This window comes from Roseicitreum antarcticum, from assembly GCF_014681765.1.
Lineage (GTDB): Bacteria > Pseudomonadota > Alphaproteobacteria > Rhodobacterales > Rhodobacteraceae > Roseicitreum > Roseicitreum antarcticum.
In genome coordinates, this window is the sequence record NZ_CP061498.1 from 3,341,455 (window position 1) to 3,358,518 (window position 17,064).

A 17,064-nucleotide genomic window follows, 5' to 3' on the forward strand; every position below is an offset into this window, starting at 1 on the left:
ATGCCGTTAATCAGCAGCTGTAGTACATCGCGTATTCGATCGGGTGAGGGGTGTGTTCGTAGTTATACACCTCTTCCCATTTCAGCGCGATGTAGCCTTCGATCTGGTCCTTGGAGAACACGTCGCCCGCCAGCAGGTAATCGTGATCGGCTTCCAGCGCGCCAATGGCTTCGCGCAAGCTGCCGCAAACGGTCGGGATCTCGGCCAGTTCTTCGGGCGGCAGATCGTAGAGATCCTTGTCCGATGCGGGGCCGGGGTCGATCTTGTTCTTGATGCCGTCCAGGCCCGCCATCAGCAAAGCCGAGAATGCCAGGTAGGGGTTGGCAGAGGGATCGGGGAACCGGGCTTCGACACGTTTTGCCTTCGGGCTTTCGGTCCACGGAATGCGGATCGCGCCCGAGCGGTTGCGTGCGGAATAGGCCAGCAGAACCGGGGCTTCGAAGCCCGGGATCAAACGCTTGTAGCTGTTGGTGCCGGGGTTGGTCAGCGCGTTCAGCGACTTGGCATGCTTCAGGATGCCACCAATGAACCACAGTGCTTCCTGGCTCAGGTCAGCATATTTGTCGCCTGCGAACAGCGGCTTGCCGTCCTTCCAGATCGACATGTTCACGTGCATGCCGGTGCCGTTGTCGCCTTTGATGGGCTTGGGCATGAAAGTGGCGGTGCGGCCATAGGCATGGGCCACGTTGTGAACCACATACTTGTACTTCATGATCTCGTCGGCCTGCTTGGTGACCGAGCCGAAAATCAGGCCGAGTTCGTGCTGGCACGACGCAACCTCGTGGTGGTGCTTATCGACCTTCATGCCCATTTCGGCCATGGTCGTCAGCATTTCGGCGCGCATGTCCTGACCGTAATCCACCGGGTTGACCGGGAAGTAACCGCCCTTGATGCCGGCGCGGTGGCCCATGTTGCCCGACTCGTACTCGGTGTCCGAGTTCCAGGACCCGTCGAGCGCATCTACTTCATACGACACCTTGTTGATGCCAACGCTGAAGCGCACGTCGTCGAACACGAAGAATTCTGCTTCGGGACCCATATAGGCAGTATCGCCGATACCGGAAGAGATCAGATAAGCCTCGGCCTTCTGGGCGGTGCCGCGCGGGTCGCGGTTGTAGGGCTCGCCCGTGTCGGGCTCTACGATCGTGCAATGCATGCACAGGGTTTTGTCGGCATAGAAAGGATCGATGTAGGCCGATTCGGTGTCCAGCATCAGCTTCATGTCAGATTGTTCGATCGACTTGAAACCTGCGATGGATGAGCCGTCGAACATGAAGCCTTCTTCAAGGAAGTCTTCGTCGACCTGATCGGCCATCAGGGTAACGTGCTGCAGACGGCCGCGCGGATCGGTGAAGCGGACATCCACGAATGCCACGTCTTCATCTTTAATTTTCTTGAGAACCTCTTCGACGCTCATTTATTACTCATCCCTTTGTTTGAGAACTTCGTCAACGCGGGCGCGGGGCCTTTGTTATTCTTGTGCCAGGTTACAGCGCGTCATCACCGGTTTCCCGGGTCCGGATGCGGATCGCCTGTTCGACGGGCGAGACGAAAATCTTGCCATCGCCGATTTTGTCGGTGCCTGCGGCGGCGATGATCGCTTCGACCGCGGCATCAACCTGGTCGTCGGGCAGAACCACCTCGACCTTGACCTTGGGCAGGAAATCAACGACGTATTCGGCGCCGCGATACAATTCGGTGTGACCCTTCTGGCGACCGAAGCCTTTGACCTCGATCACGGAAAGCCCCTGAACACCGACTTCTTGCAGCGCTTCTTTGACTTCATCGAGCTTGAAAGGTTTGATTATCGCCTCGATCTTTTTCATGCGTCTGCTCCCGCCGTATCCATGTCTTGTGGTGTCAAATCAGCTTCGCCGGTCAGGGACAATCCGATAGCATGGCGGGGGGGATGTCAAACGGTCTGAATCGCGCCCATTGAACACGGATTGCGCAGATAGGTTAATAATTGTGCGAAAAGAGAACTTTCAGCCCGCAGAAACGGCGGAACTTTTGACAAGTGCTGAAATGCGCGCCGTTGAAGCGATGATGATCGAGTCGGGCGCGGCTTCGGGCGCCGAGTTGATGCGTCGGGCAGGGGCGGGCGTTGTCTCATCAATTCTGGCGGAGTGGCCTGCCATGGCAGCAGGCGCGCAATCTGCGGTTGTGCTTTGCGGTCCGGGCAACAACGGCGGCGATGGCTTCGTCATCGCGAGGATGCTGCATGCCCGGGGGTGGCAGGTCGCGGTGTTTTTCTATGGTGACGCAGCGCGGCTGCCCGCCGACGCGGCAGAGGCCTATGCGGCTTGGCAAGCTGTCGGCCCCGTGCATCCGCTCAGCCAGCCCGAACCCGATGAAACCCAGCTCTGCGCCTTGGCGGATGTGGTGCTGCCCGGCCCCACCGGCCCCATCGGCGGCACTATGGCCGCAGCGCCGGGGCGGCTTGTTCTCATCGACGCGCTGTTTGGCACTGGCCTGACCCGGCCACTGGTGGGGCTGGACCTGACCTTGCGCTTGTGCCAGGAGGCGCGCGCCCCGGCGGCCTTTGTCGCCGTGGATGTGCCCAGCGGGCTGTGCGCCGACGCTGGGCGGGTGCTGACCACGCCTGCCGGGGCCGCGCTCTGCCTGCCTGCCGATCTGACCGTCAGCTTTCACGGACGCAAGCCCGGCCATCTGCTGGCCGAGGGGCCCGAGATCTGCGGCAAGGTCGTGGTGGCGGACATCGGCCTGCCCGATGATCCCGCGCCGCAGGTCCGGCCGGTGGATGCGCCGCGCGCGGCTGATCTGGACAAGGCGGCGCTGCGCGGCGCGCACAAGTTTGCCCACGGGCACGCGGTGGTTGTGTCCGGCGGCGTGGGGCAGGGCGGGGCGTCGCGGCTGGCTGCGCGGGCCGCCCTGCGGATTGGCGCAGGGCTGGTCACGCTGGCATGTCCACCCGCTGCGCTGATCGAGAATGCCGCCCGGCTGGATGCCATCATGCTGCGGTCCGTGCGCGACGCGGAGGCGTTGACGCAAATGCTGGACGACCCGCGCATCACCGCGCTGTGTATCGGGCCGGGGCTGGGGCTGACGCGCGCGCGGCCGCTGGTTGCCGCCGTCCTGGCGCGCGGCGTGCCTGCGGTGCTGGACGCCGATGCGCTGTCGGTCTGGGTGGATGAACCCGCGGCCCTGTTTGCCGCATTGCACCCGGGCTGTGTGCTGACCCCGCACCTGGGCGAATTCGCGCGGCTTTTCCCCGATCTGGCCGACCTTCTGGCCGCGCCCGCGTCATCCGGGCCTGCGTTCTCCAAGCTTGATGCGGCGCGCGCGGCGTCGCGGCGCGCGGGTTGCGTGGTGTTGCTCAAAGGGGCCGACACGGTGATCGCGGCGCCGGACGGGCAGGCGCGCATCCACAGCGCGTCCGGCGCGCAGGCGGCGCCCTGGCTGGCCACGGCGGGGGCGGGCGATGTGCTGGCGGGCCTCATCGCGGGGCTGCTGGCGCGCGGCAAGCCGCCGTTGGAGGCTGCCAGCATGGCCGTCTGGCTGCATGCGGCAAGCGCACGCGCCTTTGGTCCCGGGCTGACGGCCGACGACCTGTCCGATGCGCTGCCGGGCGTGCTGCGCGCATTGACCTAGAACCAGTGGTCCAGCGGCGGGGCCGGTTTGCGGGCCGGCGCAATGCGAAGCCAACAAGCTTTGCGTGTCGCGGCATTGTAGATGCAAGCGACACGCTTTGGGGCGTTACCGCCCGCGTGCGACCGCTGCCACGCCGGTGCGCGCGATCTCGATCAGGCCCAGCGGACGCATCAGTTCGGCGAAGGCATCGACCTTTTCCGGCGTGCCTGTCATCTCGAACACGAAACTTTCCAGCGTGGAATCCACCACATTCGCCCGGAAGATTTCGGCCAGCCGCAGCGCCTCGATCCGGTGCTCGCCCTTGCCCGCCACCTTGAACAGCGCCAGTTCGCGCTGGACCGAGGGGCCTTCGGCGGTCAGGTCGTGGACCTCATGCACCACTACCATGCGTTCCAGCTGCGCCTTGATCTGCACGATCACCTGCGGCGTCCCGGTGGTGACGATGGTGATGCGCGACAGATGACCGGTGTGGTCGATCTCGGCCACGGTCAAGCTGTCGATGTTGTAGCCGCGTCCGGAGAACAGGCCGATGACCCGCGCGAGCACGCCGGATTCGTTATCTACCACGGCAGCCAGTGTGTGGGTTTCCAGCACTTCGGCATTCGGGTCGCGCAGGTCATAGGCGGAATGCTTGGATGACCCGTGTTTGATCTGAAGCGGGGACATGGGAGGTTCCTATCTGTTTGGCGGGCAGATCAGCCGCGCCTGATACTTGTTCACATCGTCGAATTTGAAGAAATCGCTGATCGTGCAGTCAGTCTGGCTTTCCATGGCGGCGCGGGCACCCACGCGCAGGCGCAGGGTGTTGTCAAAGCCGGTGGCAAAGTTGCTGACGGTCGCGCGGTCTTGCTCGATCAGGACATAGAAGGTGTCCTGGCCGATCTCGACCTGCGTGCTGCGTGGGTCGGCGGCGACCCCGCAGCTTGCCAGCAGCACCAGCGCTGCGACCGCCGCCGTCCGCGTCACACCAGCACCGCGCCCTTGGCACCGATAACGCCCTGCGTCTCTGCCTCGCCCAGCAACATCTGGTTATGGGCATTGCCCGACGGGATCATCGGGAAGCAATTTTCGTGCTTTTCCACCAGACAATCAAAGATCACCGGGCCGTCATAGGCCAGCATCTCCATGATCGCGTCATCCAGATCTGCGGGGTCGGAACAGCGGATGCCCTTGGCGCCGAACGCCTCGGCCAGTTTCACGAAATCGGGCAGCGCCTCGGACCACGAATGGCTGTAGCGCTCACCGTGCAGCAACTCTTGCCACTGGCGCACCATGCCAAGGCGTTCGTTGTTGAGGATGAACTGCTTGACCGGCAGGCGGTATTGCGTGGCCGTACCCATCTCTTGCATGTTCATCAGCCACGATGCCTCGCCCGCGACGTTGATGACCAACGCATCGGGATGTGCGACCTGTACCCCGATCGAGGCCGGGACGCCGTAGCCCATGGTGCCAAGCCCCCCGGAGGTCATCCAGCGGTTCGGATCCTCAAACCCCAGATATTGTGCGGCCCACATCTGATGCTGGCCCACTTCGGTGGTGATGTAGCGGTTACGGCCCTTGGTCAGCGCCTCCAGCCGGGCGATGGCGTGTTGCGGACGGATGGTGGCGCCCGACGGCTTGTACGCCAGGCAATCGACCTGCCGCCATGTCTCGATCTGCGTCCACCAATTGGCAACGGCACCCCGGTTGACCTTGCGCCCGCGGGCCTTCCAGATGCGCAGCAGGTCCTCCAGCACATGGGCAATGTCACCGACAATCGGCACATCGGTGCGAATCACCTTGTTCAGGGATGACGGGTCGATGTCGATATGCGCCTTGCGCGAATTGGGCGAGAAATCGGCGATGCGCCCGGTGATCCGGTCGTCAAAACGCGCGCCGATGTTGATCATCAGGTCGCAACCGTGCATTGCCAGATTGGCCTCATAGGTGCCGTGCATGCCCAGCATGCCCAGCCATGACTTGCCTGATGCCGGATACGCGCCCAGCCCCATGAGGGTTGAGGTCAGCGGGAAGCCCGTCGCCTCGGTCAGTTCGCGCAGCAACTGGCTGGCCGCAGGGCCAGAATTGATGACGCCGCCGCCGGTATAAAATACCGGTCGTTCGGCAGTCTCGATCATCTCGACCAGTTGCGTGATCTGGTCGATATCGCCCTTCACCTTCGGCTGGTAATGGCTGACCTTGGCCTTGGGCTTTTCGCAATAGGTGCCGGTGGCGAATTGCACATCCTTCGGAATATCGACCAGGACCGGGCCGGGGCGGCCTGCGGTGGCAACGTGGAACGCCTGATGCAGGGTTTCAGCCAGCCGGTCGGTATCCTTTACCAGCCAGTTCATCTTGGTGCAGGGGCGGGTGATGCCGACGGTATCGGCCTCTTGAAACCCGTCGGTGCCGATCATGAAGGTCGGAACCTGCCCGGTCAGCACGATCAGCGGGATCGAATCCATCAGCGCATCGACAATCCCGGTCACCGCATTGGTGGCCCCGGGGCCGGATGTGACCAGCACGACGCCGGGCTTGCCGGTAGAGCGCGCATAGCCTTCCGCGGCATGCACCGCGCCCTGTTCGTGCCGAACAAGGATGTGGCGAATATCGTTTTGCTGGAAAATCGCATCATAGATGGGAAGCACCGCACCGCCGGGATAGCCGAAGATTACCTCGACGCCTTGATCCTTCAGGGCCTGAACCACCATTTCCGCGCCGGTCATCTGCCGTGTCATCGCCTGTCTCCATCCTGCATCTGCCGCCGGACTGCCTGCCCTTTGGCCAAAAAAAAGCCCCCGGTATGTCGGGGGCGCATGGGGTACCGTATCAGGGTGTCCGTTACCGGCCCATGCGCCAAATCCCCACAATTACGAGTACGCTGTTCATCTGGTGCCTTTCGCGGTGCAACCGTTGCACCGTTCGCGGACATTATGGCGGGGCGGCGGGGGCGTCAACCGCGAAAAACACACCAAATGGCCGCACGCGGGGAATTGATTTTCCATTTGTTGCGCCAGGGGCGGCCTTGGCGCGCTTTCCGGTATGTTTTCGCCGCATCTTGCGCAATTTAAGAAGATGTCGCGGCGCGCGACGCGGCAGGCCACATTCCGCGTCGTCTGGTCGCGGCGGCGGCACCGACTTTTGACGCATGCACCGCGCGCGATGAGATGCTAAACCCGTCGCCAAAGCCCCCGCATGCCGGAGTTCCCATGGACATCAATTTCGCCACCGTCTTCTACGAAATCGCCGTTCTGGTCCTGATGGCCGCGGCGCTTGGCTTCGTTGGCCTTCTGGCGCGGCAACCGCTGGTGGTGGCTTTCATCGCGGTCGGCGTGTTGGCCGGGCCGGATGCGCTGGATCTGGTCAGCTCTACCGATTTCATCGAGACGCTGAGCCAGATATCCATCGCTGTCTTGCTGTTCCTTGTGGGGCTGAAGCTGGATGTCGGGCTTGTGCGCAACCTTGGCAAGGTGGCGCTGGCGACCGGGCTGGGGCAGGTGACCTTTACCGCCGTCTTCGGGTTCCTGATCTGTCTGGCGCTGGGCCTTGCACCGCTGGAATCGGTCTATATCGCCGTGGCACTGACCTTTTCGTCCACCATCATCATCGTGAAACTTCTGTCGGACAAACAAGAGATCGGTGCCCTGCACGGCAAGATTGCGCTGGGTTTCCTCATCGTACAGGACATCTTCGTGATTCTGGCCATGGTTACGCTGTCGGCACTGGGCGTCGGCATGGGCGAGGATGGCGCGGGCGGGATCATGGGCATCGCACTGGTCCTGGCCGGCGGGGCGGCGATGGTGGGCTTCGTGGTGGTGTTCATCCGCTACCTTGCGGATCCGTTGCTGCGCCTGATTGCCGGCTCGCCCGAATTGCTGGTGATCTTCGCCGTGGGCTGGGCGGCGGGGCTGGCGGCGGCGGGCGATGCCTTGGGCTTTGGCAAGGAACTGGGCGGCCTTCTGGCCGGCGTCTCGCTCGCCTCGACCCAATACCGCGAGGCGATTGGCGCGCGCCTGACCAGCCTGCGCGACTTCTTGCTGTTGTTCTTCTTCATCAATCTTGGCGCCGGGCTGGATCTGTCCACCATGGGCGATCAGGTGATGCCCGCGATCATCCTGTCGCTCTTCGTGCTGATCGGCAATCCGCTGATCGTGCTGGCGATCATGGGCTATCTTGGCTACCGCAAGCGCACGGGCTTTCTGGCCGGGCTGACCGTTGCCCAGATCTCGGAGTTTTCGCTGATCTTCATGGCGATGGGCATCACCATCGGCCATGTGACCGAAGCGGCAATGGGGCTGGTCACGCTGGTGGGCCTCGTGACCATCGCGCTGTCGGTCTACATGATTACCTGGTCGCACAAGCTCTTCGCATTGTTCGAGCCGCTCCTCGGCGTGTTTGAGCGCCACGATGCCTTCCGTGAGGGGGCCGACGCCGATTCCGCCAGCCTGCGCCGCGCGCATGACTTCATCATCTTCGGGCTGGGCCGCTATGGCTGCCGCATCGGACAAGGGCTGCGTGACCGGGGCTTTACGGTGCTCGGTGTCGATTTCGACCCCGAGGCGCTGCAACACTGGCGGCAGTCGGGCGGCGACGCGTCCTATGGCGATGCCACCGATCCCGAATTCGTCGCCCACCTGGACCTGAGCCGCGTCCGCGCCGTCATATCGGCGGTGCCGCGCGAACGCGGCGCACTCAGCGAGACCGACCCGCAGAAGGCCTTGCTGCACGGACTGCAAGCCGCAGGCTTTCCGGGACAGGTCGCCCTGGCCGTGCAAGACGCGGATGACGCCGAGGCCTTGCTGCGGCTGGGCCGACCGATGATCTTGCGCCCGTTCGATGACGCGGCGGATTACGCGGTGCGCCAGTTGGCCGGGCTGGCCGATGACACCCCGTCAGCGCGCTGAGGCCGCCTGCGCCGCACGCGGCGGCAGCAGGCGCCGCGCCTTGTGCGTGGCAATGCCCGCCAGCGTGGCGGCAACCGCGAAATAGGCGGCGATCATCAGCGATTGCTCGCCGAAATCAAGGCCCGCATCAATCAGCAATCCGCTGACCGACGGTCCGATCCCGGTGCCCAGCACCATGATCGCCGTCGCCATCGCCCGGATGCTGCCCAGATTCCGCGTACCGAAGTACTCGGCCCACAGGGTCGAGGACATGGTCGCATTCATCCCCCCGGTCATGCCCATCATCACGATCCCTGCCGACGCGATCAAAAGGGTGTCGGACACCCCCAGAATCGCGAAGCCCAACGCGCAGGGCAACAGGTAGAACCGCGCCAGCGTGGCGCAGCCAAAGCGGTCCACCAGCCATCCGGCAAAGACCATGAAGACGATGCTGGTCGCCGTGTAGACCGGAAACACCGATACCAGTGACAGATGCGCCCATCCCTTGGCCTCGGCCAGATGCACCTGATGAAAGAAGAATGCCGTGCCCCAGGCCGCCGGGCCCATCATCGCCGGGATCATCGCCCAGAACAGCCAGTGGCGCGCCACCTGCGGCCGCGTCCAGTTGCGGCCCTCCATGCCCAGTGTGCCCGCGTCGCTCGCGAAGGATTGCGGCGTGCGTTCGCGTTGCAGCAGGCCATAGATCACCGGGGCCAGCAGCATCAGCGCCATGGCCCCGATCACCCACAGCATGCGCCAGTCGAAGGCGCCCAGAAGCAGCACGAAACTGATGGGCAGCAAGGCTTCGCCCGTCGCCACGCCCAGGCTGGCGATGGATACCGCGCGACCGCGTGTCGCGACGAACCAGCGCGCCATGCCCACCATGGCCATATGGCCCAGCAGCCCCTGACCAAACAGCCGCAACAAGAACAGCGTGATCGCCAATCCCCAAAGCGCGCTGACCTGCGACATGGTCAACGCCGCGCATGCCATCAGGAACAAGATCACAACGCCGATGTGACGCACCCTGAAACGGTCGGTCAGCCCGCCCGCGAACACCATCACGGCTGCCGATGACATCGTGGCCGCCGCATAAAGCGAACCCCATGCCCCATGCGACAGTCCGAATTCGGCCCGGATCTCGCCTGCGAAAACCGCGATGAAGAACGTCTGGCCAAAGCTGGAGGCGAAGGTCAGCAGGAATCCCGCCAGCAGCCAGCGGATGTTTTCGCGCAGAAAACCTGAAAGTGTAGCGATTCCCTGGCCCATGGCGTCAGTTTCTTTCTGTCTTTGCGCGGCGCGGGCGGGCAGGGCGGTCTGCCCGGCGCCGGTGGCGCGCCTCGGTGTCGGGCCGTCCTGTCCCCGGGGCCAATCGACCGCCATGGGGCGCATCAGACGCATCCGGGCATGACAAGCCGATATCGGGGCACAATGGACGTAGATGGGGGGAATGGTAGCCGCTGAGGGACTCGAACCCTCACGCCCATACGGGCAACGGATTTTAAGTCCGGTCTGTCTACCATTCCAGCAAGCGGCCACTTCCCGCGTTTTCAGCATGTTACGACAGAAAGCGCAAGTGTCGATCCGCGCCGTTTCAACGCGCGTTTCAACGTTTCTGTTCTGGTCCCGTTCCGTTCCGAGCAATTCCGATGCGTTCGGCGCGTGATCTTTGGCGAGTGGACTCGGTGTAGTGAGCCACCATGCTGGCGCTGGAGTGGCCAGTCAGGGCGGTGATGTCTTCATCGCTGAAACCAAGGGTCGCCAATTCTGACGCTGCAGTGTGGCGCAGGCCATGAATGCTGTAGGCATCGGCACCGATGCTCTTGCGCACCCGCATGACCACGCCCTGCGCTGTCTTATATGGCAGGGGCTTGCCTTGCCCATTGGTGAGTATGGTCAGCCCGCCCTTCGGCGTGGCATCTAGCGCGGCCCGCAAGGGTGCTGTGAGCGGCACCCATAGCGCGTTGCCGGTCTTGCCCTGCCTCACATTGATGCCGCCCGCCTCCAGGTGATCCCAGCGCATGCGCAGCACGTCGCCAATGCGCTGACCCGTTCCCAAGCACAACTCGAATATCAGTAGGGCAGGACCCGACGCGGCTGCGCGATATGCTTTGACCAGATCGTGCGGCCATGCCTTTGGGGCTGCCTTCTCAGGTTTCAGCAATGACACCCCTTTGGCGGGGTTATCTGTACGCCAACCCAGATCGATCGCACGCTCCATCAGGATGCGGATGATTTGCACTAGGTAGTTCGCGAACCGCTGTGTCTGCGCGTTTTCGGATTGCCATGCGATGACATGTCGGCGCTGTACTTTGACTGGATTGATGTCGCCGATGCGATCCGTGATAAACTCTAGCACCTTGTCATAGTCTTGCTTACTGCGCGGTGCGAGTTTGGCGAACCTGTGGCTGGCTTTGTAATGCTTGATAAGTCCGGCGAAGGTGCGCCCGGGCGTAGTCTGCGACCTGCCTTTCATCGCAAGCGCATATTCAGCGGCAAACTCGGCTGTACCCGGTCGCTCATGCATCCTGATCGGCTTGCACCCGCGCCGGATGAAGTAAATGTAGCCGCGCTTGCCTTTGGCATAGCAGTACGTGGGCAGGGTCCGTTTCACCGTTTCATGCTCCGAAGATCAAGGGCCAAGTCCTGCGGGTGATCCTGCTGGGCCGGTCGGATCGTGTAAAGGCGTTCGCCCGCGCGAATCTCGATTGTCACGCCCTCCTGCGCCGCGATTTGGGCCGCTGTGCGGATCTGCTCTTGGGTTAAGGCGCGGGCTTTCATTGGCGTGTTTCCCCTTTGCCGTCCGTGTGTGGTGGCCCCAGATCTGGTTCGTGCCTATCCCAGCGCGCCAGCGTTTCGCGCATCACGGTTTTGGCGTCAGCGCGTTCGACGTTTGCGACATATTGGCTACGGCCTCCGCCCCATGTGAAAAGGCTGAACGGTACGGGTTCGCCCGCTGCTTTGTGCAACTCCTTGTCGACCATTTTCGCGACACGCTGCATCGCGAGTGAAACCCTGACCTGCTGCTGTGCCGTCAACATGACGCCGCTTTTGTTCTTGTCATCAGCCATGTGCGGCCTCCTGTATTGCCCAGTCACCCCATTGCTGCGCCATTGCCGCTGCGAGGCCCGGAAAGAACCGGCTGCGGCGGGCGGCGCGATCGGGGCCGGGCGCGGCCTTGTGGACCTCGTCCCGTGCGGTTGAGCCATCGAGCGTTCCGGTCGGCACCAGCTTGGGCAGGCCGCGCAACCACAGGCACGTTCGCTTTTTCACGTTGTCTGGCCCGGCTGGGTCCACCCCGTACTGCCAGGGCTGCACGCTTTGGCTGTGCTTTTTGAAGTTCCGGATGCGTGCTTTGGCGTGCTTGTGCATCACGGGGTTTTCGACCGCCACGCGCGGGATCGGTGCGTTCCAGCAGTCCGAGAAGAACGCAGTGCCCTCGTTCAGCAAGCGCCACATGATGGCCAGCCGGGCGTCGCGCGAGAGCTGCTGCCAGGCCGCGCGCTCTGCCCCGGTCGCCGCCTCGGGCGGGTTGGCCGGTGGCTCTTTCAGCCACCGCACGCCGCTGTTGGTCAGGCGCGTGCAGGGCGGATGCATGACGGCCAGCAGATCCCAGCCGTCGTGCAGGTGATCGCGCAGATCGCCGACGATGTGGCGGTTGCTGCCGTCCTGCGCCCGCTTGGTGTCGATCGACCAGACGTCGTGACCACGGGCCGCAAACGCGCGACGCACGATGCCGCTGCATTCGCAGGCGATCAGGATGCGCATGGGCTGCCGGGAAGGTGCGAGGCGTACGCTGCAGTAGGTCATGGGCGTGGCTCCGGGCTCAGTTGGATTGACGCGCGAGGTCGTCGGCGCCCTGAACGGCGCGCAGCATGATCGCCAAGTCGGCGATCAACTGATCGGGATCTTCCATTTCGGGCAGTTCGCCCATGTCATAAGTAACCGGGCCCATAGGGCGCTCTTTCGTTTTCTCGGAAAGAATCCGATCAGCTTCTCTTGCGGCGGCTTTGTAAGCATCGACGCGCGCTGCTATTGCTTCCAGTTCGTCGTCTGTCGGTCGTGTCATTTGCGTGGCTCCTGGTTGTGCTGCGCAGCGCTCCGCCGCGCCATGAGCGCCGCCGCTGCCTGCGCCGCCTGTTCGGGCGTCAGGTTGCAGACGGGGTGGGTGAATGCGGGTTTGGTGGCGGGGGGCATGTCAGGCCATGCCCAGTGCGGTTTTGTACATGTCCAGCACCGCCTCTTCTTCGGCGATGTCGTCGGCGGTGCGCTTGCGCAGGGCGATCACCATCCGGATCACCTTGGTGCTGTAGCCCCGGCATTTTGCCTCGGCCATCACCTCTTTCTGCTGTGCGGCGATGTCCTTCTTCTCGGCGTCCAGATGCTCCCATCGCTCGATGAACTGGCGCAGTTCTGCGGCGGTGACGCTGTAAGCATTGTCGCGTGCGGCATCAAATTCCGGGTCCGGTTTCATGTGCGGGCTGGGCATTGGTTTCTCCTGTCAGCGCGGCGCGGGCAGCCGCCCGGCCCACGCGTCGAACGCGGTGCGCAGGCTGGCGAGTTTGCGGGTCGCTGCGGGGTCGGTGTTCAGGTCGCGGCGGCTGGTGATCTCGCAGTGCATGCGCAGGAACTGCGCCGCAGCCGAAGGCGTGAAGTCGTGTTCCTCGACGCCGCAGCTATGCGCGGCAAAGCGCTGGAACCGCGCGTCGTTGCACAGGATGCCTGCCTGTATGGCAGGGGCCAGATCGTCGAGGCGGGGACGGGGGTTGCGGGCCGCAGCCCGCGTGGCGGTGGCGCTGGTCATGGCGCACCGCCGATCAGGAAAGAGGCCAGCCCCGCGGCGGCGGCGATATTGGCGAGGATCAGCGCGGCGCGGGCCGAGGCCCGAGCGGTGCGGCGGATCTGATCGCGCCGGATCTGGCGGCGGTTGATGTGCGTGAAGTCAACCACGGCGGGCCACCTCGCGCAGCAGGGCGGCGCGTGCGTTGGCGCGTTGTTCTGGGCAGGGCGCATTGCGTGCGGCCTGCCGCAGCATCCGCAGACGGGCCGCACGGGCCAGCGCGCGGGCCATAGGCGTGGGGCTGCGTGGTGGACGCCTGATGACGGGCTTGGGTACAGACGGGCGCGGGATGGGGCGAAGGATCGGGGCCGGGGCTGGCGTTGGCTTGCCCGTCATGCCGCGTCATCCGGCCAGCTGGTGGCGTTTGCGCCGCGCCTGCGTGCAAAGAGATCACGGGTGCTGTCCGGTGCGGGATGCCCGCGCCGCTGTGCCAGTTGGGCGCGCCGGATACGCGGCTGGTAGAACGTCTGACCGCGCGCGGTTTTCAGGATTGCCCATGCCAACAGGCGCTGCTGGTCCGTGGTGGCGGGGCCGGGGCGGGCGATGATGTCACGGGCTTGTGCCAGCGACAGCGGTTCGAGGGGATTGTGGTCCATCGGTGTCTCCATCCGGTTTGAGGATGGGATGAATATGCGTGTCAGGTATATTCCAGTCAAGTAAAATAATTCGTGAAGGGTATATTCTGTTCGTTGAAGAGTTGCGTTGCGCCAGAATCATGTAGTTGGTGCCGGGCAACAGTGCGCACGAAAAAGCCCCGCGTGGGGCGGGGCGGTGAGAGGGCTAAGATTTCTGTCGGGGTGCGATTTGCACTTCCCATTTTTGTTTCGGACACCTCATGTGACAGGATCAAATGCGTTAATTATCGCAGCTACCCGCAACACTTGACCGAATCTGCCGCCCCGCCCTAATGTGAACATAGTAAGAACAGGGGCGCTGCATTGGAACGTGAATTCAAGGAAATTATCTCAAGCTTAACTGATCGGGAGTTTGATCTTTTACTTACTCAGCTTCGTTTTTTTCAACCTGAATTGCTTTCGCCATATCAATCCAGCCCATCTGACGCGCTGCTGGAAGGCGACGAAACGCACCAAGCAAGATCTCCTCTTGCTTTGTCCGCTCCGGCGAAAACAGGTCGCTAATCGACACATTTAGCGCCTTTGCGATGTGCGCAAATTTAAGGACAGGGATGCCTGGGTCGCCGCGCTCGATGCGCGAGATGTGAGGCTGTGTCGTGCCCACGAGCTCAGCGAGCTGAGTCTGATTAAGCCCGCGCAGGTCTCTCAATCTGCCAACATTATTTGGTATCATTTCCATGTCGTGATTATGCCCTTTACGTGTTGCGTCGACAAATCCGGCGTGGGCATAATGATGCTTGACGGGTATATACCTGTCCCGTATATCATGACGGCATGAACACACTTTCCGCATATCTTTCCCGAGAAGGGATCCGGCAGGGAGACTTCGCGAAGCGGGTCGGACTGACGCAGGCGACGGTTTCCCGGTTGGCGCGGAATGCAATGAGACCGCGCCTCGAAACTGCGTTGACCATTGAGCGCGCGACTGGTGGCGCTGTCCCAGTTTCTTCTTGGGGTCAATCGGAGGACGCAGCATGACATCTGATAAGCTTTCGCTGGTGCATTCATCGCGCCAGTCTGCGGCATCGCCGTCGCAAAAGTCTTTGAAAAAGTCCTTTGCGCCCCTCGGTGGGCGCGGGCGCGATCTGGGCTACGACCGGGGCGCGCGGGGCCGGGTGCATGGTCGATTGACGATGTGCCAGATGGATGCCGCGTTTGCGATCAACTGGCGGGCGTATCTGTTGTACCGGCACGGGACGCCCCAGGCGATCGGGGCGCATTTTGGGGTGACCTATCAATGTGCGCTGAACTGGCTGGCCTGCGTGTCGCGCCCGGTTGGCCCGAAGGTCGCCTATGCCGCGTATACGGATCCCGAGGGGTTCGCGCAGTTCATGGGGCGGGCACTGTGATGGGTAGTGTCGGCAGGAAGTTCCGCAATCCGGGCGAGGCGATAGGCTGGCTCAACCGCAAGGAAGTGCGTCAGTGGTTTCGCGATCACCCGTGCGGCACGCAGTCGGAATGCGCAAGGGCGCTTGGCCTGTCTTCGATGGCGGTCAGCCGCCATGTGCGCGCGATCCGGGCCGAATGGCGTGATGAGGTGGATGCTTGATGCGCATGATCCACGAATTCGGGCCCGCGCGACCGATATCTAAATTGCAGCGGTGGGGCCTGGTCAGCCTGAGAAGCAGCCAATGGGGGGCGGCTGGCCGCTGTGATGCCCCTCACCCGACTTCCCCGGCTGGTGCGCACCAGTCGGGGTCATTTTTGCCGCCTCAACGTCTGCCGCCGCTGGCGTCAGACGTGGACGCGGCGGTGCATCATCAACCAATGGTGGGTGTGCCGGGAAGCAACCTTGCCGCCGCGTCCTGCAATCCGGAGGTGGCACCATGACTGCGCTTTCGCCCGACTACCCCGTGTGGCCGATGCTGTTTGCCGCCGGATCGCGGCACCGGGTGTCGCCCTTGCTGCATCTTGGTGCCGGGGTTGGGCGGGTGGCGCGGCATGCGCCCGCAGGCATCCAGTACCTGGCGACACCGTTCACAAAGCTGGTGCGTGGCCCGGGCGGCACCTATTGCGCGACCGCCGCTTTCGATGCCTCGGCGCGCGCCGGTCTGCATGCGCGGCGTCTGGCGCTGGCGGGGGTCACCGCGATCTCGCCGATCGTGCAGGCGGTCGAAATCTGCGCCACGCGGCCCGGGATCGGGGCGGGCGCGGGCTTACCCGATCCCTTGGATGAGGCGTTCTGGGCTGATTGGTGTCGCCCGCTTTTGTGGGCCAGCCGGTCGGTGATTGTCCCGGCCATTCCCGGCTGGTCGAAATCTGTCGGTGTCTGGCGCGAAGTCGTCTGGGCGCTGGATCGGAACATGCCGGTGTTTGTCTATGCCGGTGGATTGGAGGGTGATGATGGGCAGTGAGGTGATCGACCGGATTGAGGCGCAGGAGATTGCGTTGCAGCGCCGGGTGCAGGCGCGGGCTGCGGTGCTGGAAGCGCTGCGCCGGTTTGACGTCGCGGCGCGCGACGCCGGGTTTGAGCCGGATGTGACCTATGACGGGAGCGCGGCGATCCGGATCGGGCTGGATCTGGGGGCGCTGATGCCGCCCGGGATGCCCGACGTTTGCGCGCCGCCTGATGTGGCCGCACTGCCGGAACCACCGTCCGAGGTCGCGCCAGAACCCGCGCCGCAAACACGCCCCGCACATGGCGCGGAAGCCCGCGATGCCACGCCACCGGCCTATGCCACCGGGCCTTGGACGGCAGATGAAGAACGGACGGCTCTGCGGATGCTGGACCGGGGCAAGACGGGCGGGCAGATCGCCACCAGGCTGAACCGGCCGGGGCCGGGCACCTACAAGAAACTCAAAGCGTTGCAGGAACGGCGGGCAAAGGCATCCGTCGGCCCGGCGGCGAAATCCACCGCAGTGATCGTCGCAAAGCCCAAAGCGGGCGACGATCCGGTGACCTGGACGCCCGCCCTCGACCTCGAGCTTTGCGACGCCGTCTTTAACGGCGTCCACCTTGTCGATCTGGCGGTGGCGATGGACATTCCCGATGCGGTGCTGTCGGCGCGCTGGCGCAGCCTCTACCTCGATGGCGCCACGCGCTCGGATCAGGCCGCGCGCATCGAGGCGCTGCGGGCCGAGGTCGCCGCCCATGAGTGACGTTGCAACGAGATAT

Annotated in this window: 23 protein-coding genes and 1 tRNA gene; 7 read left to right on the forward strand and 17 right to left on the reverse strand. The window is 63.7% G+C overall.

What is annotated here, in order from left to right; genetic code table 11:
- Positions 1–10: 10 nt before the first annotated feature.
- Positions 11–1,417, reverse strand: coding sequence for a type I glutamate--ammonia ligase (gene glnA, locus H9529_RS15895; RefSeq protein WP_092886835.1), 1,407 nt, complete (start codon positions 1,415–1,417; stop codon positions 11–13).
- Positions 1,418–1,487: 70 nt separating this feature from the next.
- Positions 1,488–1,826 carry a P-II family nitrogen regulator gene (locus H9529_RS15900; RefSeq protein WP_092886837.1) on the reverse strand — a complete coding sequence of 113 codons (339 nt, stop codon included), beginning with the start codon at positions 1,824–1,826 and terminating at the stop codon, positions 1,488–1,490.
- A 199-nt stretch (positions 1,827–2,025) separates the two neighbouring features.
- Between H9529_RS15900 and H9529_RS15905 the strand changes: the two genes are divergently transcribed.
- Positions 2,026–3,612: an NAD(P)H-hydrate dehydratase gene (locus tag H9529_RS15905; RefSeq protein WP_092886839.1), complete on the forward strand. Its 1,587-nt coding sequence runs from the start codon at positions 2,026–2,028 to the stop codon at positions 3,610–3,612.
- 105 nt (positions 3,613–3,717) lie between these two features.
- On the opposite strand, the gene ilvN is transcribed toward H9529_RS15905, so the two are convergent.
- From ilvN to H9529_RS15920, 3 genes are read right to left on the reverse strand one after another with little or no spacing between them, the layout of a single operon-like run.
- Positions 3,718–4,278 carry an acetolactate synthase small subunit gene (ilvN, locus tag H9529_RS15910; RefSeq protein WP_092886841.1) on the reverse strand — a complete coding sequence of 187 codons (561 nt, stop codon included), beginning with the start codon at positions 4,276–4,278 and terminating at the stop codon, positions 3,718–3,720.
- A 9-nt stretch (positions 4,279–4,287) separates the two neighbouring features.
- Positions 4,288–4,578: a hypothetical protein gene (locus H9529_RS15915; protein ID WP_092886843.1), complete on the reverse strand. Its 291-nt coding sequence runs from the start codon at positions 4,576–4,578 to the stop codon at positions 4,288–4,290.
- Entirely contained in the window at positions 4,575–6,329 is a 1,755-nt protein-coding gene (locus H9529_RS15920; protein WP_092886845.1) for an acetolactate synthase 3 large subunit, read from the reverse strand. Before H9529_RS15920 ends, H9529_RS15915 begins: the two co-directional genes overlap by 4 nt.
- Before the next feature lie 471 nt (positions 6,330–6,800).
- On the opposite strand from H9529_RS15920, the gene H9529_RS15925 reads away from it, so the two are divergent.
- Positions 6,801–8,495 (forward strand): cation:proton antiporter, encoded by a 1,695-nt coding sequence (locus H9529_RS15925; protein ID WP_092886847.1) that lies wholly within the window; start codon positions 6,801–6,803, stop codon positions 8,493–8,495.
- On the opposite strand, the gene H9529_RS15930 is transcribed toward H9529_RS15925, so the two are convergent.
- The 12 genes from H9529_RS15930 to H9529_RS15985 form a co-directional block, all read right to left on the reverse strand.
- Positions 8,484–9,743, reverse strand: a complete 1,260-nt coding sequence (locus H9529_RS15930) for an MFS transporter (RefSeq protein ID WP_092887120.1) — start codon at positions 9,741–9,743, stop codon at positions 8,484–8,486. The two genes, H9529_RS15925 and H9529_RS15930, sit on opposite strands and share 12 nt — an antisense overlap.
- A 182-nt stretch (positions 9,744–9,925) precedes the next feature.
- A tRNA-Leu gene (locus H9529_RS15935) sits at positions 9,926–10,011 on the reverse strand.
- Positions 10,012–10,080: 69 nt separating this feature from the next.
- Positions 10,081–11,088 (reverse strand): tyrosine-type recombinase/integrase, encoded by a 1,008-nt coding sequence (locus tag H9529_RS15940; protein ID WP_092886849.1) that lies wholly within the window; start codon positions 11,086–11,088, stop codon positions 10,081–10,083.
- The gene (locus tag H9529_RS15945) at positions 11,085–11,255 is read right to left on the reverse strand and encodes a hypothetical protein (protein WP_176846968.1); all 171 of its coding nucleotides are present in this window, start codon (positions 11,253–11,255) and stop codon (positions 11,085–11,087) included. Before H9529_RS15945 ends, H9529_RS15940 begins: the two co-directional genes overlap by 4 nt.
- On the reverse strand, positions 11,252–11,545 hold the full coding sequence (locus H9529_RS15950) for a hypothetical protein (protein ID WP_092886851.1): 294 nt from the start codon (positions 11,543–11,545) through the stop codon (positions 11,252–11,254). Before H9529_RS15950 ends, H9529_RS15945 begins: the two co-directional genes overlap by 4 nt.
- Complete coding sequence (locus H9529_RS15955) at positions 11,538–12,242, reverse strand: hypothetical protein (protein ID WP_092886853.1); 705 nt, start codon at positions 12,240–12,242, stop codon at positions 11,538–11,540. Before H9529_RS15955 ends, H9529_RS15950 begins: the two co-directional genes overlap by 8 nt.
- Positions 12,243–12,300: 58 nt before the next feature.
- Positions 12,301–12,543, reverse strand: coding sequence for a hypothetical protein (locus tag H9529_RS15960; protein ID WP_143033481.1), 243 nt, complete (start codon positions 12,541–12,543; stop codon positions 12,301–12,303).
- Positions 12,544–12,672: 129 nt separating this feature from the next.
- Positions 12,673–12,963: a DUF2312 domain-containing protein gene (locus H9529_RS15965; RefSeq protein ID WP_223814213.1), complete on the reverse strand. Its 291-nt coding sequence runs from the start codon at positions 12,961–12,963 to the stop codon at positions 12,673–12,675.
- Between the two features lie 12 nt (positions 12,964–12,975).
- Positions 12,976–13,278 carry a hypothetical protein gene (locus H9529_RS15970; protein ID WP_223814214.1) on the reverse strand — a complete coding sequence of 101 codons (303 nt, stop codon included), beginning with the start codon at positions 13,276–13,278 and terminating at the stop codon, positions 12,976–12,978.
- On the reverse strand, positions 13,275–13,424 hold the full coding sequence (locus H9529_RS15975; protein ID WP_176846970.1) for a hypothetical protein: 150 nt from the start codon (positions 13,422–13,424) through the stop codon (positions 13,275–13,277). Before H9529_RS15975 ends, H9529_RS15970 begins: the two co-directional genes overlap by 4 nt.
- A 222-nt stretch (positions 13,425–13,646) precedes the next feature.
- The gene (locus H9529_RS15980; RefSeq protein ID WP_092886855.1) at positions 13,647–13,910 is read right to left on the reverse strand and encodes a hypothetical protein; all 264 of its coding nucleotides are present in this window, start codon (positions 13,908–13,910) and stop codon (positions 13,647–13,649) included.
- A 403-nt stretch (positions 13,911–14,313) separates the two neighbouring features.
- Positions 14,314–14,628 carry a helix-turn-helix domain-containing protein gene (locus H9529_RS15985; RefSeq protein WP_176846972.1) on the reverse strand — a complete coding sequence of 105 codons (315 nt, stop codon included), beginning with the start codon at positions 14,626–14,628 and terminating at the stop codon, positions 14,314–14,316.
- A 95-nt stretch (positions 14,629–14,723) separates the two neighbouring features.
- Here H9529_RS15985 and H9529_RS21355 point away from each other — a divergent pair, with 95 nt between their 5' ends.
- The 5 genes from H9529_RS21355 (at position 14,724) to H9529_RS16010 (ending at position 17,048) form a co-directional block, all read left to right on the forward strand.
- The gene (locus H9529_RS21355) at positions 14,724–14,927 is read left to right on the forward strand and encodes a helix-turn-helix transcriptional regulator (protein WP_092886859.1); all 204 of its coding nucleotides are present in this window, start codon (positions 14,724–14,726) and stop codon (positions 14,925–14,927) included.
- A complete protein-coding gene (locus tag H9529_RS15995; RefSeq protein WP_092886861.1) occupies positions 14,924–15,298 on the forward strand; it encodes a hypothetical protein in 375 nt (124 codons plus the stop codon). Before H9529_RS21355 ends, H9529_RS15995 begins: the two co-directional genes overlap by 4 nt.
- Positions 15,298–15,498, forward strand: a complete 201-nt coding sequence (locus tag H9529_RS16000) for a hypothetical protein (RefSeq protein ID WP_092886863.1) — start codon at positions 15,298–15,300, stop codon at positions 15,496–15,498. Before H9529_RS15995 ends, H9529_RS16000 begins: the two co-directional genes overlap by 1 nt.
- Before the next feature lie 277 nt (positions 15,499–15,775).
- Positions 15,776–16,303 carry a DUF1937 family protein gene (locus H9529_RS16005; protein WP_092886865.1) on the forward strand — a complete coding sequence of 176 codons (528 nt, stop codon included), beginning with the start codon at positions 15,776–15,778 and terminating at the stop codon, positions 16,301–16,303.
- Positions 16,290–17,048: a hypothetical protein gene (locus H9529_RS16010; protein ID WP_092886867.1), complete on the forward strand. Its 759-nt coding sequence runs from the start codon at positions 16,290–16,292 to the stop codon at positions 17,046–17,048. The genes H9529_RS16005 and H9529_RS16010 overlap by 14 nt, the downstream gene beginning before the upstream one ends.
- Positions 17,049–17,064: the final 16 nt, after the last annotated feature.